This window comes from Yersinia vastinensis, assembly GCF_044905075.1.
In the GTDB taxonomy this organism is placed as follows: domain Bacteria; phylum Pseudomonadota; class Gammaproteobacteria; order Enterobacterales; family Enterobacteriaceae; genus Yersinia; species Yersinia vastinensis.
Window position 1 is genome coordinate 2,005,388 of the sequence record NZ_CP173260.1, and the last position, 25,918, is coordinate 2,031,305.

A 25,918-nucleotide genomic window follows, 5' to 3' on the forward strand; every position below is an offset into this window, starting at 1 on the left:
AGGGAAATAGCTATGGATTTTGATTTCGCGTTTGCCTGGTCAATCTTGCCGGATTTATTGCCCGGTTTGCTGGTGACTTTTGAGGTGGTGCTGGCCGGTTTTATCGTGGCAACTCTGCTGGGAATGCTGGTGGCTGTGCTGCTGCAACTCCCTTCACGCATCCTCACCGCCGTGTGCCGGGCGTATGTCTCATTTTTTCGCAACACTCCGCTGTTGGTACAACTCTATTTTCTATTTTTTGCCTTACCACTCAGTGGATTAACACTACCTGCGATAGTCACCGGCGTGGTCGGTATGGGGCTTTATTATGGTGCCTATATTGCCGAAGCATTCCGTGGTGCTATCAACGGTGTACCACAAGGGCAGTGGGAAGCGGCTCGTGCGCTCGATTTTTCGCCCGTGACGCAGTGGACGCGCATCATTTTACCGCAGGCCTTGAAACCGATGCTGCCGGTGCTGGGGAATTACCTGATTGGTATGTTTAAAGAAACGCCTTTACTGGCGGTGATTACTATCCCGGAATTGTTTCAGGCAGCAAAACAGGTTGCTGGCCTGACTTACCGCTATAACGAGCCATACACTTTAATGGCGATACTGTTCCTACTTATTAGTTTACCAACCTCCTTATTGTTTAGTTATCTGGAAAGGCGGCGTGCACATGTTTGAATCTTCGATAACTTCACCGACTCAGATCACATTATCGCAAGTGGTGAAGAACTATGGCGAAACACGGGTGTTAGACCACCTTGATTTATCGATTCCAGCAGGGCAAAAAGTAGCGTTGATAGGCCCCAGTGGCTCCGGGAAATCAACCATATTGCGGCTGATTAAGGGGTTGGAAACTTTTACCTCCGGGCAGATAACTGTTGAGGGCGTGCCGGTCAAAGCGAATAGGCGTTCATTATTCCAACGCCGCCTACCAGTGAGTCATGTGGTTGGCATGGTATTTCAGCACTTTAACTTATTCCCGCATCTCACTGTTGAGCAAAATATTACGGAAGCTCCGCAGCGAGTTCTAAATGTAGAAGCCGAGGAGGCGAGGGCGCGCGCTCACCATTACTTGCAACTGGTTGGACTGGCGCATAAAGCTAATGCCTGGCCAGCCACTTTATCGGGTGGGCAGCAGCAGCGAGTGGCGATTGCCCGCGCTTTGGCAATGCGCCCTAAAGTGATGTTATTCGACGAGGTGACGTCGGCACTGGATCCCGAACTGGTCAGCGAGGTTTTAGGTGTCATTCGCCACATTGCCCATGAGCAGCAAATGACCATGTTATTGGTGACACATGAAATGAATTTTGCCCGTGATGTGGCGGATAGGGTGATTTTTATGGAGCAAGGCAAAATTGTGGATGACGGTGTGCCGCAGGATATTTTAGTGACGCCGCGTCATGCTCGAACCCGACAATTTCTCAATCTTTTGAATGATCGCTGAGTATGGTCGAATAGAGATTGGCAATATGAATGAGCGTAATTTACTTTTTATTCAATATGTTAATAACAGACTTTGATGATGAATATAGGGATAAGTTATCTCAGCGGCTGGCGTGGTTATGTGGATTTTGATGGGCGGGCAGAGGACAATCTGCCCGCTTTTCTATTACAACGTGACACCACTTTTGAAAATGGCCAGTTCGCGAAAGTCATTCACTTCATTACGCGCTCGCTGACCATTGGCAATAGCCACAATGAGATCAATAAACTCTGCCAGTAACTCCTCCATATTTACCCCATGAATAAGCTGACCCGCATCGAAATCGATCCAATGCGGTTTTTGCATCGCCAGTTCAGTGTTGGTAGCCAGTTTAACGGTAGGAACAAAACCACCATAAGGTGTCCCACGGCCCGTACTGAACAGCACCATATGGCAACCTGCACCAGCGAGCGCACTGGTGGCGACGGCGTCATTACCGGGAGCACTAAGCAGATTCAATCCCGGTGTTTTCAGTCTTTCTGCATATTTCAGCACATCAACCACCTGACTTTGCCCCGCCTTTTGGGTGCATCCCAGAGATTTTTCCTCCAATGTGGTAATGCCGCCCGCTTTGTTTCCTGGTGAGGGGTTTTCATAAATTGGCTGGTGGTGGTCAATGAAATATTGCTTAAATTCATTGACCATACTGACTGTTTTATCAAAGGTGGTGATATCGCGACAGCGACTCATCAAAATACGTTCTGCCCCAAACATCTCTGGCACCTCTGTCAGCACCGAGGTACCGCCATGAGAAATGATGTAATCTGAGAACCGCCCCAGCAGTGGGTTGGCTGTAATACCCGATAACCCATCAGAACCACCGCATTCCAGACCAAATTTCAGCTCCCCGAGATGGCCAGTAACGCGTTTATCATCGCGTATCGTCTCATACAGCATCTGAAGTTGCGCCACGCCAGCGGCCACTTCATCCCCTTGTTGCTGACAAACCATAAACCTCACCCGCTGTTCATCAACAGGGCCAAGAGTTTCGCGAAAGGCATCAACCTGATTATTTTCACATCCCAAGCCTACCACCAGTACTGCGCCTGCATTAGGATGTCGCACCATATTTTGCAGCATCGTGCGTGTGTTCTGGTGATCGTCACCGAGTTGTGAGCAACCAAATGGATGGCTAAAAAGATAAACGCCATCAATGTCTAATGCGTTGTTGTTAGCACGTAAGAAACGTTGCTGAATTTGTCTGGCAATTCCATTGACACAACCTACGGTCGGAATGATCCATAATTCATTTCGGATGGCGACATCACCTTCACTCCGCCGGTAAATTTGTACTTCGCGACAGGCCATTTGGGGCGGTAATATCGCCACTTCTGGCTGATAGCGGTACTTATCTAGGTCACTCAGATTGGTTTTAGCATTCTGCGAGTGTATATGTTCGCCAGTGGTAATATCACGGATTGCATGTCCAATCGGCAGGCCATACTTAATGATATTTTGCCCACAACGGATAGGTTGTAAGGCAAACTTATGCCCGCGACTCACTGCTTGAGGCAGCGTAATGACGCCGCCACGCACTTCATGCTGCGAGCCTGCATCCAGTGCACAAAGCGCGACGGCGACATTATCAAGCGGGTGTATTCTTATTGTTTTTTGCATATGTATCGGCTTCTGTGTGCGGGACTCAGCTGTATGCGGCTAATGCTGCCCGCATCCCTATACGCTCAATAGTGAGTAACTGTTCGGTAATTTGATCAGTCAGATGAGACGTCTGATTAAGGTCCTGGTCCCAATGAGAGCTATCGGCTAACACCTGTTGCACCAGATCTCTCATCGTCAATGATCCCTCTTCGACACCCTGCCAAAGTGAGGCAAAGCGGCTTATCCAGTGGTCATCATCCTGTAATGGGTAGCTCTCTTCCCCCCGTTTTCCACGGTAAAACATCAACAATGCGGCAAAGGCAAAGCTCAATCGTGGCGGCAGCGCGCCATTATTTTGTTGGTTGGCTAATAATTGCGGCAAAATACGTGTACGGAATTTGGTCATACCGTTAAGGGCTATCGATAACAACTGGTGCTGAATGAACGGATTACGAAAACGGCTTAATACTGCTTGGGCAAATGTCTGTAACTCATCGCCGGGTAAGTCCAATACCGGGATAATCTCTTCATTTATGAGCTGTGTGACAAATTGACTGATTTGCGGATCGGTCATCGCTTCACCGACAGTATTTAATCCTGCAAGGTAGGCGACGGGGACTAATGCAGTGTGCGCACCATTGAGAATGGCGACTTTACGCTCTTTGTAAGGTTTAATATCATCAACAATACGAATATTTAGCGGGTATTTATCCAAACGTAACTCTTGTGCCAATGACTGTGGCCCCTGAATAACAAACAGATAAAAGTGTTCGGCGGTATCAAGAAAAGTATCGTGATAACCGAGTTGGTGTTCCAATGCAGCCGCTTCATCACGGGGGTAGCCGGTCACAATACGATCCACGAGTGTTGAGCAGAATATATTGTGTTGCACCAGCCATTGGCTGAAAGTTTCGCCGAGTTGCCACTGTTGTGCATAACGTAAAACCAGTTTTAGTAAAGCTTCTCCGTTATAGTCGATCAGCTCGCATGGTAATAATACCCATCCCTTATCCGCTGCACCGGCAAAGTGAGTAAAGCGCTCATACATCAGACGGGTTAATTTCGCAGGGTAACTGGCCGCAGGGGTATCACTGAATTGATCCTCTGGCGAATAACTGATGCCTGCTTCGGTGGTATTGGAGAAGACCCAACGAATATTTTCATCATGGGCGAGGGCCAGATAGCTCTCGAAATCTTGATAAATATTGATTTCACGATTAACCGAGCGAATAATTCGCGCATCACTGACTTTTTCACCTTGTCCATTCAGACCACGAATGATTGTGGTGTACAACCCTTCCTGAGTGTTGAGCGACGGGGGAAAGTCACTGTTAATTGGGCGAATGACCACCACTCCGGCATCAAGGTCAGTGTGCTCATTCAACAAATCTAATTGCCAATCAACAAAGGCACGCAGAAAGTTGCCCTCACCAAATTGAATGATCTTATCCGGGTGCTGGCGGCCAGGAAATGCCTGGCGATTTAACGTTAACATAGTGCTATATCCTTAAAATATGGAGTATCAGAACTGAATGACACCTTTGATAAGATCTTTATTGTTCACGATTTGCTGTTCATAGATATTGGCCAATGTGTTGAATTCAAACCGATGAGTCAGGATCATGTCGGCTGATAGCTTACCTGCGGCCATTAATCTTCCTACTTTGGCAAAGTCTTCAAATGTGGCATTTCGGCTGCCCATCATGGTGGTTTCTTTCTTATGGAAATCAGGGTCAGGGAAGCTAAGGTCTCCCTTAAATAAACCGACAAATACGATACTGCCGCCATGACGAATAAAATTGACGGTGTTATTCATTGCGCGTTGGTTGCCAGTGGCATCAATAACTTTCAGTGGCAACATGCCAGAAAATTGCTGACGTAAGCGTGGTTCAAACGCAGAGTCACTTGGATCTAATGCTCGGATATCTAATAGATTCTCCACATGTTCACGGCGTTGTATGCTGGTATCCGCCATCACGACATGAGCCCCGTCAGCCTGTGCAATTGCCGCCACTCCCAACCCTATAGGGCCAGCACCTACCACCAAAACATGTTCATCTGGATGAACATCGGCCCGACGCACGGCATGGGCGCTGATAGCAAAAGGCTCAATCAGTGCAGCAGAGACAGGGTCAACATCGTCAACAATCAATAAATTGCTGGTCGGGACACATAAATACTCACTAAATCCCCCATCCTGATGGACGCCGATAACTGAAATATTCTCGCAGCAATTTGTTTTTCCACTCAAACAGGAATTACAGTGATGGCAAGCAACATAAGGAATAACAGCCACACGTTGCCCAGCATTTATATTATGAACATTGCTACCTAGCTTAATTATTTCCCCACAAATTTCATGGCCTAATACTCGCGGATAACTAAAAAAGGGTTGATTTCCAGCCCAAGCATGTATATCCGTACCACAAATGCCGACGTTTAAAACTTTTATTAGAGCTTCATTGTCTTTAGGGCTGGGTAATTCTCGTTGTTGATAAATTAGCTTAGTGGGTTCTTCACAAAGTAATATTTTCATCGTATTTATATTTCTCATAACGGGGGCCTCTTGATAGATGGACTCTTTATTAAATAAAAAAACGCTCCCCAGATGAATCAATGCTGTTATTTGTGAACTAGTGCTGACTATTCAGCTTTAAATTAGTTTTAAATGAATAAAAAACCTCAGGAGCCATGATGAGCAGAACCCAAAACCTTCGCCATAATGTGATAAATCAGGTCATCGATGGGATAAGTAAGGGGCATATTTTGTCTCCGTTACCCTCCCAAGCAGCGTTAGCCGAAATGTATAACATCAGCCGGACTACCGTGAATCACACTCTGAGTTATTTGTATGAGCGAGGGGTGTTAGAAAAAGTGAATGGCAATTATCTTATTGTGCGAGAACCTAATGAAATGGATGGTTTTGACAGTGTTAGCCAGCCCATTGAAGAACAAACCATTATCTTTGAACGTGCATTCTTCCATATGATTAATCAGAGGAAATTACGTGCTGGCGATAATTTCTCAGAGTTACAGTTAGCAAGAGAGGCGATGGTTAGCCCGATTGTAGTACGCGAATTTTTGCTGCGTTTTTGCCGCTACAATTTGATAGAAAGTGTTCGTCGTGGGCAGTGGCGGATGAAAAAGTTTGATAAGAACTATGCCGAAAAATTATTCGAATTGAGAGAAATGCTTGAGACACACGCACTTAATCGTTTTATGAATCTCCCGGCGGATGATGAACGTTGGTTAAAGGCTAAAGAGCTGCTAGGGCGCCACCGGCAGTTACGTGAGACCATCGGTGATAACTACCGAACCTTTTCCCAACTTGACCAAGCCTTTCATACGCTTATTTTATCTGCAGCTGACAATCCCTTTTTTAACCAGTCTCTTGAAATCATATCAGTGATATTTCACTTTCATTATCAATGGGATGAGTCGGATTTGAAACAAAGAAATATTGTCGCTACTGAGGAACATATGGCCATATTGAGTGCCTTGATTTGTCGTAATGACCTCAATGCTATGCGTGAATTGCGCCAACATTTGGACACGGCAAAACAATCGATGATGCATTCAATCAGCCAATATACAGATTGATGCTGTTTTGAAAAAAAGTATAAGAAGCGAGCAAGTAAAGATCCTATATTATTGATATAAAATGATAAATTAAAATAACAGGTGATTTATTATCTCTTTTATGAAAATTAAAAACCGATAAAAAACACGTTAAAAGCAGATTAAAAACAGCAAAATAGTAGTTACCGCACGAATCTGTCATAAAAAAGATGAAGTGGATATTTATCTCTCTATCCTCAAAATCAATTGATTGACATTGTTATTATCGAAATCCGAGAAGGAGAATTAAATGATACCTCAAATTTAGTGACTCTCAGGTATTATAAAAAGTGAGCTTTCTGTATGAGTTCATTATTAATTACATTAAATTGTAATGTAATTTTGGTGCGCGAATAAAATTATTGTACAGGATTAATAATCTATCCACTGAATTCGTATGAATTAATCTTGCTGAAAACAGTAAAGATACCCGGTATCAATATCGATAAATTACTCTACCAGGGAATATTTTTCGATACACGTACGTCTTTAATGTGTTGGCAGTATGCAATGACTGATTTTTAAACCGAGGAATAAAATGAAAAGCAAAATTATTAATATTGAAGTAAAAGATATTCGTTTTCCTACTTCTAAAAATCTGGATGGCTCTGATGCCATGAATGCCATATCTGATTATTCGGCAACTTATGTCACGTTGAGAACAGATGCGAATGATGATTTGGTGGGAAATGGTCTTACTTTTACGATTGGTCGTGGTAACGAACTGTGTGTACAAGCGGTAAAATCGCTGGCTGCTCTGTTTGTTCAAGACCGTTATCTGGAAGATATCACGGCTAATTTTGGTCGTTATTGGCATGAGTTGGTGGCTGGGGATTGTCAGCTACGCTGGGTTGGCCCGGAAAAAGGGGTTATCCATCTGGCCACTGCGGCGATCATTAATGCGATTTGGGATCTGTGGGCGAAAAAAGAAGGCAAACCGGTGTGGAAATTGCTGGCGGACATGTCGCCAGAACAATTGGTTAATTGTGTCGATTTCACTTATCTGACCGATGTGCTGACACCAGAAGAAGCCATTACCATGCTGCGCAAAGTCTCTACTACTAAAGCTCAGCGTGAAGAGGAGATGCTGCGTGATGGTTTCCCTGGTTACACTACCGCGGCGGGTTGGTTGGGGTATTCCGAAGAGAAAATGCGGACTCTAGCACGCCAAGCAGTGGCGGATGGTTGGACACATTTGAAGCAAAAAGTGGGGGCGGATATTGAGCAAGATATTCGCCGTGCCACCATTCTTCGAGAAGAACTCGGTTGGGATTACAAATTAATGATGGATGCCAACCAAATTTGGGATGTCGATCAGGCAGTGGAGAACATGCGCCGTCTGGCAGCATTTGATCCTTGGTGGATTGAGGAACCCACCAGCCCGGATGATATTTTAGGCCATGCGGCAATCCGTCAACGTATAGCCCCGATTGGCGTGGCAACTGGCGAGCATGCGCATAATCGAGTTATGTTCAAGCAGATGTTTCAGGCCGGCAGTCTTGATTTCTGCCAATTAGATCCTGCTCGGTTGGGGGGGCTAAATGAAGTCTTAGCTGTATTATTATTGGCCGCAAAATTTAATATTCCTGTTTGCCCACATGGGGGAGGGGTTGGTTTATGCCAATATTCCCAGAATATTGTTTTATTCGACTATATCGCTGTATCAGCATCATTAGATAAAAGAGTGCTGGAATATGTTGACCACTTACATGAAAACTTTATTGAGCCAATCACCATTAATCGTGGGCGTTATATGCCACCCAAATTACCGGGTTATAGCGTAACGATGAAAGAGGCATCGCTGGCGCGATTCGAGTATCCCCATGGCGAAGAGTGGCGTGACTGAGTAAATTGCCTTTTATAACAATTTGTTATGTTTTTATAAAGGGCCGCTTTGTCATCATAAAAATGATTGAGGAGTGGGAAAATGTCACCGAACGATAAAAGTGAAATACTATCGTCAGCGATAAAAAAGTCAGTCAGAAGATTATTACCCTTTCTAGCCATGATGTATATCATGGCGTATCTTGACCGAGCTAATATTGGTTTCGCGAAAGATACTTTTCAGCTAGATACAGGGTTAAGTAATGCAGCATATGCCTTTGGTGCCGGTATATTCTTTATTGGTTATGCCATATTCGAAGTGCCAAGTAATATATTTATGTTTAAATATGGTGCTCGTATTTGGCTAGCGCGAATTATGGTTACCTGGGGGGCTATTTCATCCCTCATGATGTTTGTGAATTCAGAAGTCAGCTTCTATGTACTGCGTTTTTTACTTGGCGCATGTGAGGCCGGTTTTATGCCTGGTGTCATGCTATATCTAACATTCTGGTTCCCGATTAATGTGCGTGCCAAAGTTGCCGGGTTCTTTTGGTTTGGGCCACCATTAGCATTTATTCTTGGTGGGCCGTTGTCGGGCGGGTTGTTATCAATGCACGGTGCATTTGGTTTACACGGTTGGCAAATTATGTTTCTGATCACTGGGTTGCTAACAATTTTGGTCGGGATTTGGGCTTATTTCTATCTTGATGATCGGCCCTCAGATGAACGTTGTACGTGGTTGACCAAACCAGAGCGAGACGTACTATGTGAAACTATGGCAACGGAAGAACACGACAAACTTCATCACGGACCAAAGAGTATTTTACAAGCATTATTTGATCCGAAAGTGCTTTTCCTATGTCTGATTGCTTTCACTATTCAGGTTGGCTCTTACGGAATTGCGTTCTTCCTGCCAACACAAGTGGCCAATATTTTAGGGACAAAAGTTGGGTTCTTAGTAGGTGTGGTGACCGGTATTCCATGGTTATGTGCATTAATTGCCGCTTACTATATTCCGCATTTCTCAACAGTTATTCGTGAACGTCGTTGGGTCGCATCGCTCACCTTATTAGCGGGGGCTGCCGGGGTTGCAGGTTCAGCAATGTTGGCAGGAACACCATTACTAGCCTTTATTGCTCTGTGCATTGGTTGTGCCGGTTTACTGGCAGTACAGCCAATATTCTGGACATTCCCTACCGGTTATTTAGGTGGTGCGGCGGCAGCATCGGGTATTGCATTGATTAACTCATTGGCAAACTTGGGCGGATTTGTGGCACCTAATATCCGGGTCTGGGCAGAGAGTGCATTTAATTCGTCAGTCGCAGGTTTGTATTTATTAGGGGCTATCGCCTTGGTTGGATCCGTAATGATTCTGGCGGTTTATCGGTTAGGTATTGGTAAACAGGAAGAGAGAAATAGTGTTGCTTCAGTCAGTAATAGTCAAAAAGCGTCACAGTTATAAGCGGATTGTTTGTTGAGATAAAATGCACCTCAGAGTTTGGGGTGCATTTTTATTAATAAAATTTGAATAAGACGTTATCCCAATGATGGTCGCTTAAACCAAGATTGCACCATGCCCGGTCGAGAGAACATCACCAAGTTACCCAGTAGGATAAGGATCAAACCAATAATGGCATTGAGATGCCAATGATAACCCTCATAGAAGGTTGAGATGGTCAGCGCGACTAAAGGAAATAACAATGTGCTGTAGGCGGCACCACTGGCTCCGATGCGGCCAATTAAGCTGAAATAGGCGGCAAAGGCAATAACAGAACCAAAGATGGCTAGATACAGTAATGAGCCGAGGTAACGTGGCGTGAGTTCGATAGTGAAAGAGTGATGCTGAAACAAGCTGAACAGCCCCATTAATACAGCCCCGTAAGTCATTGCGTAGGCATTGGTTGACAGAATATCTAGTCCACGACGCTGATGGCGGCTGCTTATCATGTTACCCAGTGAAAACCCGTAGGTTCCCAACAGGCTCAGACCAATTCCTTTAAGTAACTCTGGCGCAATTTGTGTTGCGGTTAAGTCGTGCCAGAACAACGAGATAATGCCCGTCATCCCGAGAATACTGGCCGGTAGCAGATTCGGACTGAGCCGTTGACGGAAGAAAATCATGCCATTAATGGCATTAAATAAAACCGCCATCGAGAAAATAACGGACTCCAAACCGCTGCTGATATAAGCCGCGGCATGATAAAAACAGTAAAAGTTAAAAGCGAAAACACAAAATCCCTGCGCAATGCAAAAAAGGTGGTCACCCAGAGCGAGATGGCGTAAGCGCCGGGCAAGCAGTAAAAAGATCATCATGACACCAGCCGCTAAAGCAAACCGATAAAATATTGATACTGTAATGGCAACACTTCCTTGCTGTTGCAGGGTTATTGCAATCCATGTTGTGCCCCAAATCACGACAACCAACAAATAAAGCAGCATGTTCATGGCGGTTTCTCATTATTTTTGAAAAACATGAGTATCAATCATACAAGGAGAGCCTGCTTTCATTAGATTGCTGTGAATTGCAAAATCTTGCGCATTTCTGAGATAAATAGCTGGAAAACATGGTTTGCATTACACCAAGCCATTAAACTGGTGGCGTCAGTTTTAACCACAGGAAGTCAGTGTGATGTTACAACGGTATCAGGCCTTTGAAACCCTTAAAGAACATAAAGCTCGCTTGCATGATTGCGTGCAACTTGGTTCGGGTATTCAACTGGCGGCCTGGTCTAATCGTGATGATTGCGTGACTCAAGAAAGCCCAGATCATCACACGTTGAGTCTCTATGTTGCCGACGGTTATGAGTGCTATCACAAAACACGAGGTGGGTGGAAAAACGGTGGTGGGCCAGATCGTTTTTGTCTTATGCCCAAGGGCAGTCTATCTAGCTGGGATGTGCGCGATGATTTGTCATTTGTGCATTTATATTGCACTGATGAACATTTACGGCAATTAGCAGAACAGATTTGGGAAAGAAGCCCACAATCTATTCAGGTGGATGAACGCATTTTCGCAGAAGACCCGCAAATAACGCTGTTATATCGCCAGTTTTTACTGAACTGTCATTGGCAAGAACAAGCGAATCATTTGGCTCTCAGCAGTGCAACCACCTTACTGATGACTCATCTGCTGAAGAATTATACCCAGTTGCAGTGGGCAATTCCTGCCATTCGAGGTGGTTTAGCGCCAGTCGTGTTAAAGCGGGTCAGGGAATACATAGATGCCCATCTATCTCGGCAATTGCTATTGTCAGATCTTGCTGAACAGGCGGGCTTGAGTGAATTCCATTTTGCACGGATGTTCAAACAAAGCACTGGATTAGCGCCACATCAGTTTGTGCTAAAGGTTCGCTTAAGTCATGCAGAGCAACTAGTAAAGTTCAGTTCGATGCCGCTTATCCATATCGCTTTGGCGTGTGGCTTTAGTTCGGCCAGTCACTTTAGCAACTGTTTTAAAGCGGCTTATGGTTTGACTCCCTCAATTATGCGGCAAAATAAATCCTAGATGCCTCTCATTACGGAGAAAGGCTATTGCAAGCTAGAGAGGGCAGCTTAAATCGCCTTCTGGGCAGTTGAGGAAGGATTTTAATAGTGCGGTACGCTCTTTGGTTTTTTGGGTTAAACAAGCAGAAATAATCATTGGGTGTACTGAGCCACCTTCAGTGGCTGATGATTGGAAGGTACAGTCGGCGTCACGGTATTTTATCCACGTTAGTTGCGCGCTTTTCAGTAATGGCCTCTGGGCCACCGATGTTTTGGCTAAAACGTCTTGGTAAATTCGATTAAGTTCTGCATCTGCTTTCTTATAATCTGAATTTGCGCACTGATTCATATCCAGTTGCGTGACGGCACTTTTACAATCAATCGCTAAAGCCTGATTGATGGGTAATACCAGCAATGATGCCAATAAAATTATTTTTAACATACTTATCCCTCGAAAATAATAATAGCCCCACACAATGAATACGGGGCTAATAATGATATTACACTGATAGTTTGATGGTTATCACCATTCCTTTTTCACATCTGTGACTTTCTTATCCGGTGATTTCTTGCAAGAGTCAATTATTTTTGGCGTATAAACAGTATCTATTTCTTGAAAATCGACATTATCCCCTTTCTTGTACTGAGTATCCTCATTGAGGATCCAGAAAGCAACGGGTGTCATACTTTTAGGATTAAGATCTAGAAATTCTTTGCAGGTCATATCTTTTGGCGTTGTGGGGGAGGATGCCGCAAATGCGGATGTTATTATTGCCAGTAGAGCAGTTACAATAATAATGCTAGGGAACGTTTTATAAAGCATAATTATGTCCTTATTTGTTTGTTATCTTGAGGCTGATACTGCTGATGTATTCGGATGAGATTATCTCGCCATTTAGCATGAGCGATAAAGTAATATCTTGCCAGTATGGAATGCAAAATTAATCATGGCAGGGGAAATAAAGTTTTTTATTATTAAATTTACTTTTGCTATGTGTCTGATTTTTATGAGGTGACTCTAAGTTATTTTTTAACTTAGCGTGATTTTATTAAATGTAGCAATACAAATTATATCCAGTTAAATGTATTATATTGCTATTTTTTTGGAGGTGAGAGTAGGTAAATAAAGCCATCCTTGGCTAAAGTTAGGATCTATTATAAATAATGCCTAAATAGGCAAATACTAGAGTTTAGTCCCTGATTTTTTTATCCTCAGGGGGTGGACAGTGATGTTTGCTATCATGAGGTGGCTGTCCCTTTGGTGGGTGGTTTTTATCATGCTCTTTGGGTGGCGGTAAGGGATGGCCATTCTTATCTTTTGGGGGCTCAGGTGGGCGCTTACAGGTCTCGCTAGGTTGTTTATTAATAGATTGTTTATCAACTGATTCCTTATTAACAGGTTGTTCTGCAAAACTGGTGGTGGCATTTAATAACAATGCTGTCGACAAGAAAATCATGAGTAATGTCTTCATTAGAGCTCCAATGGTTCAACAATAATCCGCATTACCATGGCGGATTATTGTTTCAGGTTTCTTGGCAATATTTGTAATGATTTTATTAAGTTGAATGTCATTCGTTATCAAATAGGGCCGACCTTCAGTACAGATCTACACTGATCCAGTGGCGTATGTTATAGTTAGCCATGTTATTATTGGTTTTTTCAAGTATTTTCATTATATTTCAATGAGTTGTTTTTAGGCTTTAAATAATAGGTGATTTATCTTTATGTCTTTATTTTCTTTTTGTCATAACTACCTGAGGTCTTTTGCCAAGAAAGTATTGGACCAGCATCAAAAAGGTAATCCAGTGAAGAGAGAGAATGGGGAAAATGAATTATCTAATCTTCAACTGGATGTCTTGCTGAATGCTGAAAAGCAGGTTGCAATCATTACTACTGACTTAGATAACCGCATTACTATATTTAATGTAGGTGCGGAAAGAATGTTTGGTTATTCTAAGGATCTAGTCTTGGGGTATCCTATATCTAATATATTATATATTCCAGAAAAAGGTGATGCCCAAGCTGAGTTGGATTATTTATTACATAACCGGCGTGATGCCAGTGAATGGTGTTATCAACGTAAAGATGGAAAACGTTTCTGGGGAGCGCTCAGTGTCCATGAAATAATGTCAGACACAGACCAAGTCGTTGGTTACATTAGTGTTATATCTGATATTTCAGATAGAAAGTCTTTGCTCATGAAACTGGAGGAAAGCAAGCAACTGCTAGATAGATTAACTAAAAATATACCAGCAATGATCTATGCTTATTATTTAAATACAGAGGGTGAGTCCTATTTTAAATATTGTAGTGAAGGCGTGCGTAAAATATTTGATCTATCTCCTGAGGATGTTTTGTACGTCCCCAGAGAAAAGAACCCGTTATTTAGTCGTATTCATGCCGACGATCTAGATGCACTAAAACAGGCAATTGTCACATCACGGCAAAATATGTCGGTTTGGCACTGTGATTTTCGAGTTGTGCTACCCGAGAAAGGAACACATTGGCTGCATGGCGAATCTTTTCCTACTCGGCAAGACGATGGATCTGTTATGTGGTATGGCTCATTTTTTGATATCACAGAACTCAAACAGTCTGAATCAATCTTAAAGGCATTGTCACAAACTGATGTATTGACGGGGGTAGCAAATCGTCGTCACTTTGATTTTCTTTATCAGCGGACTTGGAAGAAGCATCGCATTGAGGGAGGTGCGCTATCTGTCTTGATGATTGATTTCGATAACTTTAAAAGCTTCAACGATCTCTATGGGCACGCGATGGGCGATGTTTGTCTGAAGAGCATTGTCGAGACATTATCAAAATCTATTCGTGGTGGATCAGATATTCTGGCCCGTTATGGCGGTGAGGAGTTTATCGTCTTGCTGGCACCGAGCACTCTCGTGGATGCGACGGCAGTTGCGGAACGTATGCGTCATTCTATTGAAGAGTTGGATATTCCTCATGGTATGTCTCCACAGGGGCGAGTGACTATCAGTGTTGGTGTGGCATCTGTCTCTGAACCCGGTGATCACCTTTCAGCGACAGATTTATCGAATGCAGCAGATAAAGCACTGTACCAAGCGAAGACTGCGGGGAAAAACCGAGTAGAGTCCATAGCATTGAGTTGATGTAGACGGATTGATATAAAACATCGGAGTTGGATGATATGGGGCAGGGAGAGAATATTGCTGCCCCACAATATGCTGTCTATAACAAAAATGAAAATTTAATTACTCCTCCGCTTGATCTAATTTCTGAGATGGAAGTTAAAAAAGGAGTGATTGTATGTCTAAAGGAGTGAATAAATTCAAACCTATTAATGCCATTATTTTAATATTAAATATATCATTAATAAATCCGATTCAGGCAGATGATAAAATAGTCTACAAATCCATATACAATATCAAACATGGTGCTTTAATATATAGCAATGGCAGTCATGGGACTTATAGTAATAATTATCTCAATCGTAGAAATAATGATAGAGAAAGTAGTTATCTTTGGGGTGACTATGCCCACACTTTTTCAGGTAATTGGAAACAAACACCTAACTGGGGGATTTTATACCAACCAGATGGAACGATTTCCTTTGTTAATCAATACTCTGGACTATGTCTTCAGCATTATGGGAGAAATTATCAGATAGTAGAAGGGCCTTGTACATCAAATCACAAAAAACAGAAAGTTAACTTTCAACTTATTAGCACGGGTGCCATGCTCATAAAGTTCGCGCATAATGGTGAATGTATTTATATGTATTCTGGTACATCATATTACTCTATATACAGTGATGTTTGCGATCAAACAGACAAGCGTTTTTATTGGGCTATCATCCCAGCGCTCATCCCTTAGAACAAAAATAAAATCGGAGGGAATATGAAAAAATTATTTAAAGGGATTTTTTATAGCCTTTCAATCCTGTGTATGGCTGCTCAAGCTGATATTACAGATTATAAATTAGCCTCTTGGAATATGTAGGGGGCACAAAGTGGTCATGGTAGCCATTCCAAATGGGTGACCAGCATCATGGGAATGCTTACCACTCATGGCATGGATATTATTTCTTTGCAGGAAACCGGAGCTGCGCCCCCCACCGCTATTGTTTTACCTGTATTGACGGGCCAGCATTCTGAGATAGAAAGAAGAATACCTCGAACAGATGTACAAGTCGCAGTGACATCACTTCCAGGTGGGAGTGACACAGTAATAAATCCCAGTCGTCGAGGGGTAGCAAGCCATATGGTGCAAGAATATCTATGGAATGTCGGTACCACTAGACGCCCGAATGATTTTTATATTTACCACTTTGATCGTGGCCGAAGTGGTGCCGCATCGCGCATTAATTTGGCTATTGTCTCTCGCGCTCGAGCAGAGGAAATCATTATTGTGCCACCCATGGCCAGTGGGAATAACACCAGGCCAACATTGGGCATTCGTCTTGGCAATGACTATTTTTTTAGCATACATGCTGAGGCCAGAAGCAATAATGAAGCACCACAAATTGTACAATTTATAAATAATTACATGACATCAACAGTGCAAGGGGCTCGGCCAGAAGCGAGTTGGATTGTGATGGGGGATTACAATCGTACTCCTGATCAATTAACCGCTGCTCTTGATACCTTAAGCCCTGCATTGACGGGCCAATATCAGATAATTTCCCCCAATCAGATGACGCAACAGTCAAATAGAACAATAGATTATGCTGTGATGGGAAGATTACCCCAAGCGAATAACGCGGGCGCATTGGTCACGGTGCCCTTAATTGCTGCCTTACTGACCTATGCGTCTGATCATATGGCGGTGCGATATTTGCTGAAATGAGGGGGAGGGTAAAGTGGGTAAGTGAAATCGCGAGTGGGAGCATTTCACTTACCTTTTGATATTCAAATATTACGTAGAGATGGACTATAGCTGACGTTAGTAAGGGTCCTGAGCTTCACGCAGGCGTTCTTGCTCTTCCTCGATCACCGCTTTGATCTCCTCTAATACGCCATCAACATCGACAGTTTGCGTACTTTCAGCAAATTCACCGGTCAACGGAGTTTCGGGGTGAAGTTTGCCATCTTCATAAAGCGCCCACATCTCTTTGGCATATTTACGATTGAGTAATTCGGGGGCATATTGACCATAGTAGTGCGTCATATTTGCCACATCGCGCTCTAGCATGGATTTGGCGTGATTGTTGGCAGCGGCATTGACCGCCTGTGGTAGGTCGATAATGACCGGACCATCTTTATCGATTAACACGTTAAATTCTGATAAGTCGCCATGAACCAAGCCGGCGCACAACATCCGAACGACATAGCGGATCATGATGGCGTGATCGATCAAGGCTTGCTCTTTGCTAAATGGGACATCACTAAGTCGCGGAGCTGCTAGCCCATCCTCATCAGTGACCAACTCCATGAGTAAGACACCATCAAGACAGGCATAGGGTTGTGGTACACGAACATCGGCATTGGCTAACAGGTATAAGGCATCGACCTCAGCAGTTTGCCAGGTTTCTTCTTGCTGTTTTCGGCCAAATTTAGAGCCTTTTGCCATGGCGCGAGCATCACGACTATTACGTACCTTCCGGCCTTCCTGATATTGAACTGCTTGCTTGAAGTTGCGGTTTTCAGCTTCTTTGTAGACTTTAGCGCAGCGAATATCTTGCCCACACCGGACAACGTAAACATCGGCTTCTTTGCCACTTTTTAAACGACGGATGACTTCGTCAACCAAGCCGTCATCAACCAGCGGTTGGATTCGTTTTGGAATTTTCATGGCGTCCTTGTACCCTATTTAAGCCCGCGATGGAATGGTTTTGGCTGAATTTTCCTCCAGTTTACCATTCGGGTCCATCTGCGGGTGGGTTTTTACTGAGTATCAGGCAGCACTAAACTGGGCATTATGCAATTTAGCATAGGCCCCTTTACGGGCGAGCAATTCGTGATGATCACCTTGTTCTACAATACCTTCTTTATCGACCACAATGATGCGGTCAGCATTTTGTATGGTGGCTAGGCGGTGAGCGATAACGAGAGTGGTACGCCCATGAGATAATTCAGTCAATGCCAATTGAATGGCTTGTTCTGTGGCGGTATCCAGCGCAGATGTTGCTTCGTCCAAAATTAAAATAGGCGGATTTTTTAGGAAGATACGCGCAATAGATAACCGCTGTTTCTGACCACCAGATAATTTTACGCCACGCTCACCGACCACGGTATCTAGGCCATCTGGCAGGCTTTCAATCAATTCATCAAGCCGAGCTTGTCGTGCCGCTGCCATGATTTCGTCATCACTGGCATCCAGCTTGCCATAGGCGATATTCTCACGGATAGACCCGCCGAATAAGAATACATCTTGTTGAACAATACCGATGTTATTACGCAGTGACTGTTGGGTCATATCACGAATATTGATGCCATCTATGGTGATTGTACCGTCATCAAGTTCATAGAAACGGGGTAATAATGAACATAGTGTGGTTTTACCTGCACCTGATGGCCCAACGAATGCCACCGTTTCACCCGCACGAATTTGCAAATTCAAATCAGTAAAAATTTTATTCTGTGGTGAGTAACCAAAACTGACATTTTGGTAACAAATATCACCGTGTAGGTGACCGACAGGGCGCGCATCTGGCTTATCAACAATATCAGGCAGCGTATCAATCAATTGAGTGAATCGTTTGAAGCCGGCAATTCCTTTCGGATAACTTTCCAATACAGACGTGATTTTGGCCACCGGGCGGAAAAAAACTTCAACTAATAGCAGGAAGCCCACAAACCCCCCATAGCTCAATTGGTCATGAACCACATACCAAGTACCAACCACCATCACAATCAATTGTACCAAACGAGTACTCAGGTAACTCATGGTCATGCTGGTGGTCATGATGCGGTAAGCCCGCAATTTAGTGGTGCGGTAATCTTCGTTATCTTTTGCGAATAATTTCTTTTCATGCGTTTCGTTAGCGAAAGCTTTTACGACACGAATCCCACCAATACTCTCTTCAATGCGGGCATTAAAGTTACCGACTTGACCAAATAACCTGCGCCAGGTGTCCGTCATTTGTGCACCATAGCGACTGACCAAATAGGTCATAAACGGCACAATAATGATTGTGAGCATGGCCAGTGGCAGATGTACCGATGCCATCAGAATAAAAGCACCAATGAAGGTCATAACGGCAATAAAAAGATCTTCTGGGCCGTGATGGGCAATTTCCCCAACTTCTTCAAGATCTTTTGTGACATGTGTAATGATATGACCGGTTTTCACATTATCGTAATAGCTAAATGATAACTTTTGGAGATGACTGAACGCTTGGCGGCGCATATCGGTTTCGATGCCGACGCCGAGTGCATGGCCCCAATAGTTGACTATTGCCATTAGCGCTGTATTGAGCAGATAAATGAGTAATAAACCGGTAGCCGCCCAAACTATCAACACCCAGTCCTGATTGGGGAGTAGCTTATCAATGAATAGCTTGACGGCCATCGGGAAGCTCAGTTCCAACAATCCAGCCAAAATGGCACAACCAAAATCCAGATAGAAAAGCCCTTTGTACGGAGCGTAATAAGAAAAGAAGCGGCGGAGCATTGAGACATCCTTACAATTACAGAGGAAAAAAGGTACAAATATTAAAAAAGCTATCGGCAGCATTATAAATGTAAATGGTTCTTAATAGCATTTATTTCACCAGTTATTGGTAGCTAATAGAATTCCCATCTGCGGAAATGGCATTGTTACAAAGATAATATCGAGTCTTGTTAATAAAAATCATCATAAGGAGCATGACCATGAAGTTAACACTCACTGACGCCCCAACAAATGAAGATGTTGCGGATATCATTGCGGGGCTGAAAGCATTTAACCGCAATTTTGTTGGTGATCATGCTCGAAAACCGCTAGCGGTGTTTATTACCGACGAGCAAGGTGAAAAGTTGGGTGGGATTACGGGCTACACATTAGGCAATTACTTAAGTATCGAATTATTATGGGTATCAGACGTATTACGCCATTCAGGGGCGGGTAGTAAACTGATATATGCTGCTGAACAGGAGGCTGTACAACGAGGGTGCCGGTTTGCCCAAGTCGATACATTCAGTTTTCAAGCTCGACCTTTTTATGAAAAACAGGGCTATCAATTGAAAATGACGCTAGAAAATGTCGTAGGCGAGTATCATCGTTATTATTTAACGAAAAATCTGATGAGTTAAATTGTGCATTAAATAAGCTTGTATGGTTTTAATTTTAACAATACACAGCCTTATCTCCAATCGGTTGAGCTTTAGTATCCTTCCTCCTAACAATGCACCAGATCATTACGGGCAGTACTGCGTGCATTATTTGTCTTGCTATACTCAATTTATGAATATTCAACTTTTGATACCAACTCACGTTTTCACTGAATATCATCTATAGGACTTAGTCTTTCATTAGGTTAATCTGTTTTATCTGGGATTAATCGATACAAATGGAAATGAATATGGCGGCCTCATCAAATAAGAAATTGTCCCTGTGGTCATTAACGTCACTCGTTGTTGGTTCAATGATAGGTGCCGGTATTTTCTCTTTACCCGCGACATTTGGTCGCGCAACCGGCGGCTTTGGTGCCCTGATTGCTTGGGTCATTGCTGGTGGGGGAATGCTGACTCTGGCCTTTGTTTTTCAAACATTGGCGCAGCGCAAACCTGACTTAGATTCTGGTGTTTATATTTATGCAAAAACCGGGTTTGGTGATTATGCCGGTTTTGCTTCAGCAATTGGCTTTTGGGCTGGGGCATGTATCGGCAGTGTGTCTTATTTTGTATTGATTAAATCGACGCTCGGCGCATTTTTCCCATTATTTGGTGATGGGAATACACTCTCTGCGGTATTAATAGCTTCGTTAATCTTATGGAGCTTCCACTTTATGGTATTGCGGGGGATCAAAGAAGCGGCGGCGATTAATACTATTGCTACTTTTGCTAAAGTTATTCCGATATTTATATTTATCATTGTATTGGCGTTTGCATTTCACACCGATACTTTTGCTTTAAACTTTTGGGGGACTCAGTCTTTAGGGGCTGTCGGTGACCTCTCCCACCTGGATGATTATGGCTATACCGGCCATGCGGCCTTAGAAATAACCGCAGGATCCGATAGCTTGTTTTCGCAAGTACGTAGCACGATGCTAGTCACAGTCTTTGTTTTTGTCGGCATTGAAGGCGCGAGCGTTTATTCCCGCTACGCTAAAGAACGTAAACATGTTGGTATCGCGACGGTGTTAGGCTTCATTGGTGTTCTATGTTTGTTAGTTTTGGTCACGATGCTTTCATATGGTGTGCTACTTCGTCCAGAACTCGCCGCGTTACGTCAGCCATCGATGGCTGGGGTGTTAGAGCACATTGTTGGCCGCTGGGGCGCGATATTTATTAGTATCGGGCTGATTATTTCTGTGATGGGGGCTTATCTGTCATGGACACTGCTGGCCGCTGAAGCACTGTATAGTGCGGCGAAAAGCGATATTATGCCGAGCATATTTACTACTGAGAATAAGCGTGGTGTGCCGTCAGCTGCGGTTTGGATGTCTAATATTTTTATCCAATTATTCTTAATCATTACACTCTTTACTGAGTATGCATTCCAACTTGCTCTAGAGTTAACCAGCTCGCTGGTGTTGATTCCTTACCTGCTGGTTGCGGCCTATGGGTTGAAATTGGCTTGGACTCGAGAAACTTACCCGACTGATTCGATAGACCACAAGAAAGATTTAATTTTTGCTTTGATAGCCACGTTATACGCCATATTGATGGTTTATGCTGGGGGCTTAAAATACATATTATTATCGGCTGTGATATACGGTCCCGGAACGTTATTGTTTATAATTGCTAAACGTGAACAGAAAAAACCAATATTCTCTTCTTTTGAGAAATGTCTCTTTGCTGTAGCACTCATCGCCGCTCTCGTCGCACTCTACAGCTTGGCGACAGGGATTATTTCAGTGTGATAAGATTACGTTATTAAGTGCAGGCCGGTAGGGTGTAAAGAAACCCGAATATCACATGCAATACATTATCGACTTTAATGTGTTGGGGCAATGCCCTTATTTTTACAATGGTTGGGCTTGATCTATAACACAGACTACGACAGGATCGCGTTGGAATAACCTATTATCAGGTAGGTGTTGGTAGGTTTTTCAATAAAACGGTATCCAATAAAAGACGCGGTTTTTCTTATGCAGGGTCACGGCTGGTGTGTTTTACCAGTAGGTATTGCTTTGAAAAAACGACAAAATATTACCCAGAATAGTGATTATTCTTCGGGAATTGGCGATGCACAATTTGCGCTCGTGGTTTTACTTACAACATCATGTTTACTGATTGCAATTACGTTGATTGTGATCCTATGGTTAATCTAGGGTGCCATAGAAATTAGGGAGAATGTATGGATAAGGGTTTGTTTGATGACAATAAAGTTATTGCATTGATTGGTTTGCTATTGGCCGCACTTATTGTGGTTAGCACCATGTTTGTGATGACCTATATGGCGGACCGCCAACGTAACGAAGTGCAAACCATCGATGTGCAAAACTGCTACAAGAAAACCTGAGAACTTTATTCACCTGATAGAAACCAATACTCAGGCGAATAGTGCCATTGTGGATGTCATGCTAGCTTTTGGTGAATAGCATGTAAGGGTAAGGCAATATTAAGGTCAATATCGGTATTTTGCCTGAAATCATAAGGGGTTATGCCGTAACGTTTTCTGAACATATAAGTAAAGTGGGACTGTGAGCCAAAGCCAAAATCCAACGCAATGTCAAAAATGGTGCTATCACTGCTTCTAAGCTGATAAACCGCCCCAGCTAAACGTCTTTCCCGGATGTATTTACCTAACGATATCCCCGTTACTTCTTTAAATATTTTCTGCATATGCCAAAGAGAGTAGCCAGAGTATGTGGCTAACTCTTCAAGATAGATGACCCGGCCCAGATGGGTTTCGACCCATTTACTGAGGGCGCAGACTAACGCGAGATGATTTTCTTGTGACATTATTTAGTCTGTTTTTTCTGGTTAGGAGTAGTGCAGTATACACAAGTTGAATCTAACAACACAAAACACCAAATTGGCCTCTATCGACAGAAATGTTCCCAAAAGACTTTTCAGCGCGTGTTTGCAAAAGAAATTTCAGCTGCCATAGTAATAAGGGTAGTGTCGTCCAAATAGGAAATATCTCAAGGATAAAAGGTTTAGTTTGGAAAAATAGAAATTAAAAATGATGAGGTGATCGCATGTTGATAACAGTGATTATGACTCTGATAGCGGTTGTGGGTGTAACCGTCTTTCTCAAGATGCCAGTAATGGTTCTGCATAAAGGTAAAGGCGCAGGAGGTGATGAATTGTGAGGTTAGGAATATTGTGACCGGTGTATATAAAATGACTTCTTCTTCGAGCCAGGTAATTGATAACTATCATACCTGGTTTTTTTATACCTAATTTTTATGCGCGTGCATGACACTGTGGGCTAAAGAAATATTTCAACGGGCGTGATATCCTTGCGCGATATTTTTGTGAAGGAATTATTCATGTCTGAAATGTTCACTAATGACCAAGAGTTGGTCTCTGATCTTGTTGCTTGCCAATTGGTTATCAAACAAATCCTAGATGTGATCGATATTATCGCACCAACAGAAGTGCGGGATAAGATGTCACATCAACTTAAATCGATTGATTTTTCTACTCATCCTGCTGGGGCTGATCCGGTCACTAAGAGAGCTATTGAGAAAGCCATTGCATTGATTGATATGAAATTCACGCAAAAATAGCGGGTATCAAGGCTTTGGTAGGGTTTATGGCAGTGATAAGGCGCTATAAGTGATGGAAGGCGGGTTGATAGCGAACCCGCAAACCGATTATTCGAATATGTTGTTGCCTATCTTTTTGATTAAAGGGCAATGGCTAACACCAATGATGCCATTTTCACCGTTTATAAATTGAGCAGTGGTTATTGTTCTGGCAGTGAGATATTTACACTGTAAACCTATGCCTGCTGCGTTCTTCTCACTGCCAATAAGTACGCCATAACCAGAAAAAAGTAGACCGAGGTATATGATTGCTGCGACCAGAAAAAGCCTGAATAGACTCATGTAATCACCTCTTGTAATTAGTTTTACTTATTTTGTCGTGAGTATATTTAATAGTTTAACTTGTAATGATGAGTGGGTTAATAGTAAAAATCCTAAATCATTTTGATTTATAGGGTAAGCAATGAGTCAAAATTTTGTTCTAACATGATAACAAACACGAGTAATTACATCTTGGCTATAAATGGTTGATGTTTAATACAGTATAATTCAAGAAAAATGTTAAATAAGGTGCCCGATTTGAACATAAAAAAACTTGTTGCAGCGGTAGGGATCATCGCCGTTTGTTGCTTGTTTTATCTATTAGCCCTTGATAGCTATTGTGACCAAGGGGGGAGTTTCTCGACCGGTATTTGTACTATTACGTCGATTATTCCATGGTAAGGATAACCTATTACTTTTATATATAATAACATTTAATAACTATTACTATAAGTTATCGTCATTAATCGTTAATAGCCTACATGGATTTACCTATGTTGTGGGCGGAGTGATAAGATACTCTCTTCGCCACACATGCAACATGTATAGGGTAGTCAATGTTAGATACAAATATGGGCGCACTGGGTGCCATTCCAATCGCTTTATCACTGTTTACTGTCATTTTTTTCTTGATAGTTTGGTTCTTTTTGAGCCGTGCCAGTGTGCGAGCCAATGAACAGGTCCGCTTGTTACAAGACATTGTCGAACAGCAAAGGCAACAAACAGAATTGCTCAAAGCGTTGTTGGAAAACGCCACAGGCGTGAGTGATGGGCAAAGTGATAGCGATATTGTCTCTCCGCTTGATTTTAAGGGCTTTATACCAGAGAGGTAAACTTCTCTTAATTCTGGCACCCCCAGCAGGGGGGGCAGATGATTGCTACTGCCTGTGGGCGATATGTTGCTTTTCTCGCCCACACCTTTCTCTCTTTGCTCTCTGTCCCCTTAGATTTTCTCCTCTCGGTAAGCAACAACAAACTTTGTTGACTGTCATGAATTTGTCTTAATTTCGCCGTAATGTAGCCAGAACTTTTCAGGAGAACGGTGATTCGGATGATTAAATGGTATGAAGAAAGTGACAGCGAGGTGAACAGAAGCATTGCGTTACTTACCGGTGAAGACCCAGATAAGTGGTATCCCTATGGTGGTATTAAAGGTAAGGATTACTGCAAAAACCCTTCCGATGCATGGCCTATCATTTGCGCCAATAAAATTGGTATCTACTCCCCAGAAATTAATGATAATAATCAGTGGAATGCCAAGATCACCAATCCACAAGGCGAATGGCAAGCCTACAGCCAAAGTCCATTACGTGCGGCAATGATCTGTTATTTGCTCAGTCGAGAAGCGTAATCAGCGGCGTTGATAATTTTCAGCAAAATATGCCGCAAGCGCTCAGTGACAGGAATCACAAACGGTAAGCGTTTTTTAACTACTTTCGCGGAGCTGATGATGAAACGTATCATTAAAGGCGATTCAAACTTATCGCATCTGGTCATTGCGCATGCCGCCATTGACTGCCACCAGAAATCCTATGGAGAGCGGCGGCAGGGCTGGCCTTCAACTTACCTTATCCGTTATAAAAATAATCGTGTTGCAGTGGAAGTTGTCACACGGCGCCAGTCATACGTGGCGACACTCATGATTGGTGCGCGTAATTTGAGTAAACTCTGTGGTATTTCTGCGCTACACCCCTGAGATGGGGTAAGAGTTCATCAATAAACTGGCAACCTTATATAACGTAAGTTGATGGATTCTTGTCCAATTGTCAGCTAACCACCTTTATCCTTGATGCAATCTGGTTTAAGTGTTAAAAAACCGCCG

General features: G+C 43.1%; 29 protein-coding genes. 18 read left to right on the forward strand and 11 right to left on the reverse strand.

Features of this window, described 5'->3' with window-relative positions; genetic code table 11:
- Positions 1–12: 12 nt before the first annotated feature.
- Complete coding sequence (gene ehuD / locus ACIOG0_RS09250; RefSeq protein ID WP_050097328.1) at positions 13–666, forward strand: ectoine/hydroxyectoine ABC transporter permease subunit EhuD; 654 nt, start codon at positions 13–15, stop codon at positions 664–666.
- Positions 659–1,432, forward strand: coding sequence for an amino acid ABC transporter ATP-binding protein (locus tag ACIOG0_RS09255; protein WP_050097329.1), 774 nt, complete (start codon positions 659–661; stop codon positions 1,430–1,432). The genes ehuD and ACIOG0_RS09255 overlap by 8 nt, the downstream gene beginning before the upstream one ends.
- Before the next feature lie 165 nt (positions 1,433–1,597).
- On the opposite strand, the gene ACIOG0_RS09260 is transcribed toward ACIOG0_RS09255, so the two are convergent.
- From ACIOG0_RS09260 to ACIOG0_RS09270, 3 genes are read right to left on the reverse strand one after another with little or no spacing between them, the layout of a single operon-like run.
- A complete protein-coding gene (locus ACIOG0_RS09260; protein ID WP_050139653.1) occupies positions 1,598–3,088 on the reverse strand; it encodes a UxaA family hydrolase in 1,491 nt (496 codons plus the stop codon).
- A 25-nt stretch (positions 3,089–3,113) separates the two neighbouring features.
- Entirely contained in the window at positions 3,114–4,565 is a 1,452-nt protein-coding gene (locus tag ACIOG0_RS09265) for a tagaturonate reductase (RefSeq protein ID WP_050295355.1), read from the reverse strand.
- Positions 4,566–4,592: 27 nt separating this feature from the next.
- Positions 4,593–5,615: a zinc-binding alcohol dehydrogenase family protein gene (locus ACIOG0_RS09270; protein ID WP_050139788.1), complete on the reverse strand. Its 1,023-nt coding sequence runs from the start codon at positions 5,613–5,615 to the stop codon at positions 4,593–4,595.
- Between the two features lie 149 nt (positions 5,616–5,764).
- On the opposite strand from ACIOG0_RS09270, the gene ACIOG0_RS09275 reads away from it, so the two are divergent.
- The 3 genes from ACIOG0_RS09275 (at position 5,765) to ACIOG0_RS09285 (ending at position 9,974) form a co-directional block, all read left to right on the forward strand.
- Complete coding sequence (locus tag ACIOG0_RS09275) at positions 5,765–6,670, forward strand: GntR family transcriptional regulator (RefSeq protein ID WP_050097333.1); 906 nt, start codon at positions 5,765–5,767, stop codon at positions 6,668–6,670.
- 556 nt (positions 6,671–7,226) lie between these two features.
- Positions 7,227–8,534, forward strand: coding sequence for an enolase C-terminal domain-like protein (locus ACIOG0_RS09280; RefSeq protein WP_050097334.1), 1,308 nt, complete (start codon positions 7,227–7,229; stop codon positions 8,532–8,534).
- Between the two features lie 81 nt (positions 8,535–8,615).
- A complete protein-coding gene (locus ACIOG0_RS09285) occupies positions 8,616–9,974 on the forward strand; it encodes an MFS transporter (RefSeq protein ID WP_050097336.1) in 1,359 nt (452 codons plus the stop codon).
- Positions 9,975–10,048: 74 nt separating this feature from the next.
- Here the strand turns inward: ACIOG0_RS09285 and ACIOG0_RS09290 are convergent, their stop codons facing one another.
- On the reverse strand, positions 10,049–10,957 hold the full coding sequence (locus tag ACIOG0_RS09290) for a DMT family transporter (RefSeq protein ID WP_050097337.1): 909 nt from the start codon (positions 10,955–10,957) through the stop codon (positions 10,049–10,051).
- Positions 10,958–11,141: 184 nt separating this feature from the next.
- Between ACIOG0_RS09290 and ACIOG0_RS09295 the strand changes: the two genes are divergently transcribed.
- Positions 11,142–12,017: a helix-turn-helix domain-containing protein gene (locus tag ACIOG0_RS09295; RefSeq protein WP_050097338.1), complete on the forward strand. Its 876-nt coding sequence runs from the start codon at positions 11,142–11,144 to the stop codon at positions 12,015–12,017.
- A gap of 33 nt (positions 12,018–12,050) precedes the next feature.
- Here the strand turns inward: ACIOG0_RS09295 and ACIOG0_RS09300 are convergent, their stop codons facing one another.
- The 3 genes from ACIOG0_RS09300 to ACIOG0_RS09310 form a co-directional block, all read right to left on the reverse strand.
- Positions 12,051–12,437: a lysozyme inhibitor LprI family protein gene (locus ACIOG0_RS09300; RefSeq protein ID WP_050097339.1), complete on the reverse strand. Its 387-nt coding sequence runs from the start codon at positions 12,435–12,437 to the stop codon at positions 12,051–12,053.
- Positions 12,438–12,518: 81 nt separating this feature from the next.
- Positions 12,519–12,818, reverse strand: a complete 300-nt coding sequence (hdeB, locus tag ACIOG0_RS09305; protein ID WP_050139649.1) for an acid-activated periplasmic chaperone HdeB — start codon at positions 12,816–12,818, stop codon at positions 12,519–12,521.
- A gap of 367 nt (positions 12,819–13,185) precedes the next feature.
- A complete protein-coding gene (locus tag ACIOG0_RS09310) occupies positions 13,186–13,467 on the reverse strand; it encodes a hypothetical protein (RefSeq protein ID WP_128450836.1) in 282 nt (93 codons plus the stop codon).
- 253 nt (positions 13,468–13,720) lie between these two features.
- Between ACIOG0_RS09310 and ACIOG0_RS09315 the strand changes: the two genes are divergently transcribed.
- From ACIOG0_RS09315 to ACIOG0_RS09325, 3 genes are all read left to right on the forward strand, one after another.
- Positions 13,721–15,124 (forward strand): diguanylate cyclase, encoded by a 1,404-nt coding sequence (locus ACIOG0_RS09315; RefSeq protein WP_404705007.1) that lies wholly within the window; start codon positions 13,721–13,723, stop codon positions 15,122–15,124.
- 157 nt (positions 15,125–15,281) lie between these two features.
- On the forward strand, positions 15,282–15,848 hold the full coding sequence (locus tag ACIOG0_RS09320; protein WP_050097343.1) for a hypothetical protein: 567 nt from the start codon (positions 15,282–15,284) through the stop codon (positions 15,846–15,848).
- A gap of 174 nt (positions 15,849–16,022) precedes the next feature.
- Positions 16,023–16,820, forward strand: coding sequence for an endonuclease/exonuclease/phosphatase family protein (locus tag ACIOG0_RS09325; protein WP_235895339.1), 798 nt, complete (start codon positions 16,023–16,025; stop codon positions 16,818–16,820).
- Between the two features lie 96 nt (positions 16,821–16,916).
- Here the strand turns inward: ACIOG0_RS09325 and ACIOG0_RS09330 are convergent, their stop codons facing one another.
- Positions 16,917–17,765, reverse strand: coding sequence for a PA4780 family RIO1-like protein kinase (locus tag ACIOG0_RS09330; protein WP_050097346.1), 849 nt, complete (start codon positions 17,763–17,765; stop codon positions 16,917–16,919).
- Between the two features lie 102 nt (positions 17,766–17,867).
- Positions 17,868–19,586: an ABC transporter ATP-binding protein gene (locus ACIOG0_RS09335; protein ID WP_050097347.1), complete on the reverse strand. Its 1,719-nt coding sequence runs from the start codon at positions 19,584–19,586 to the stop codon at positions 17,868–17,870.
- 200 nt (positions 19,587–19,786) lie between these two features.
- Here ACIOG0_RS09335 and ACIOG0_RS09340 point away from each other — a divergent pair, with 200 nt between their 5' ends.
- The 4 genes from ACIOG0_RS09340 (at position 19,787) to ACIOG0_RS09355 (ending at position 22,580) form a co-directional block, all read left to right on the forward strand.
- The gene (locus tag ACIOG0_RS09340; RefSeq protein ID WP_050097348.1) at positions 19,787–20,206 is read left to right on the forward strand and encodes a GNAT family N-acetyltransferase; all 420 of its coding nucleotides are present in this window, start codon (positions 19,787–19,789) and stop codon (positions 20,204–20,206) included.
- A gap of 269 nt (positions 20,207–20,475) precedes the next feature.
- On the forward strand, positions 20,476–21,978 hold the full coding sequence (locus ACIOG0_RS09345) for an amino acid permease (protein WP_050097350.1): 1,503 nt from the start codon (positions 20,476–20,478) through the stop codon (positions 21,976–21,978).
- A 228-nt stretch (positions 21,979–22,206) separates the two neighbouring features.
- Positions 22,207–22,389, forward strand: a complete 183-nt coding sequence (locus tag ACIOG0_RS09350) for a hypothetical protein (RefSeq protein WP_050097351.1) — start codon at positions 22,207–22,209, stop codon at positions 22,387–22,389.
- A 26-nt stretch (positions 22,390–22,415) separates the two neighbouring features.
- The gene (locus tag ACIOG0_RS09355; RefSeq protein ID WP_050097352.1) at positions 22,416–22,580 is read left to right on the forward strand and encodes a hypothetical protein; all 165 of its coding nucleotides are present in this window, start codon (positions 22,416–22,418) and stop codon (positions 22,578–22,580) included.
- Between the two features lie 56 nt (positions 22,581–22,636).
- Here the strand turns inward: ACIOG0_RS09355 and ACIOG0_RS09360 are convergent, their stop codons facing one another.
- Positions 22,637–23,023, reverse strand: coding sequence for a helix-turn-helix domain-containing protein (locus ACIOG0_RS09360; RefSeq protein ID WP_050097353.1), 387 nt, complete (start codon positions 23,021–23,023; stop codon positions 22,637–22,639).
- A gap of 533 nt (positions 23,024–23,556) precedes the next feature.
- Between ACIOG0_RS09360 and ACIOG0_RS09365 the strand changes: the two genes are divergently transcribed.
- The gene (locus tag ACIOG0_RS09365; protein ID WP_050097354.1) at positions 23,557–23,796 is read left to right on the forward strand and encodes a DUF2766 family protein; all 240 of its coding nucleotides are present in this window, start codon (positions 23,557–23,559) and stop codon (positions 23,794–23,796) included.
- A gap of 87 nt (positions 23,797–23,883) precedes the next feature.
- Here the strand turns inward: ACIOG0_RS09365 and ACIOG0_RS09370 are convergent, their stop codons facing one another.
- Positions 23,884–24,117 carry a YobH family protein gene (locus ACIOG0_RS09370; protein WP_050097356.1) on the reverse strand — a complete coding sequence of 78 codons (234 nt, stop codon included), beginning with the start codon at positions 24,115–24,117 and terminating at the stop codon, positions 23,884–23,886.
- A gap of 237 nt (positions 24,118–24,354) precedes the next feature.
- Here ACIOG0_RS09370 and ACIOG0_RS09375 point away from each other — a divergent pair, with 237 nt between their 5' ends.
- The 4 genes from ACIOG0_RS09375 to ACIOG0_RS09390 all read left to right on the forward strand — a co-directional run bounded on the left by ACIOG0_RS09375 (position 24,355) and on the right by ACIOG0_RS09390 (position 25,792).
- Entirely contained in the window at positions 24,355–24,498 is a 144-nt protein-coding gene (locus ACIOG0_RS09375; RefSeq protein ID WP_072086501.1) for a PhoP/PhoQ regulator MgrB, read from the forward strand.
- A 155-nt stretch (positions 24,499–24,653) separates the two neighbouring features.
- Positions 24,654–24,929, forward strand: coding sequence for a YebO family protein (locus ACIOG0_RS09380; RefSeq protein ID WP_050097357.1), 276 nt, complete (start codon positions 24,654–24,656; stop codon positions 24,927–24,929).
- A gap of 218 nt (positions 24,930–25,147) precedes the next feature.
- The gene (locus tag ACIOG0_RS09385; protein WP_050097359.1) at positions 25,148–25,447 is read left to right on the forward strand and encodes a phage protein NinX family protein; all 300 of its coding nucleotides are present in this window, start codon (positions 25,148–25,150) and stop codon (positions 25,445–25,447) included.
- Between the two features lie 99 nt (positions 25,448–25,546).
- Positions 25,547–25,792, forward strand: coding sequence for a DUF4060 family protein (locus tag ACIOG0_RS09390; RefSeq protein WP_050097360.1), 246 nt, complete (start codon positions 25,547–25,549; stop codon positions 25,790–25,792).
- Positions 25,793–25,918: the final 126 nt, after the last annotated feature.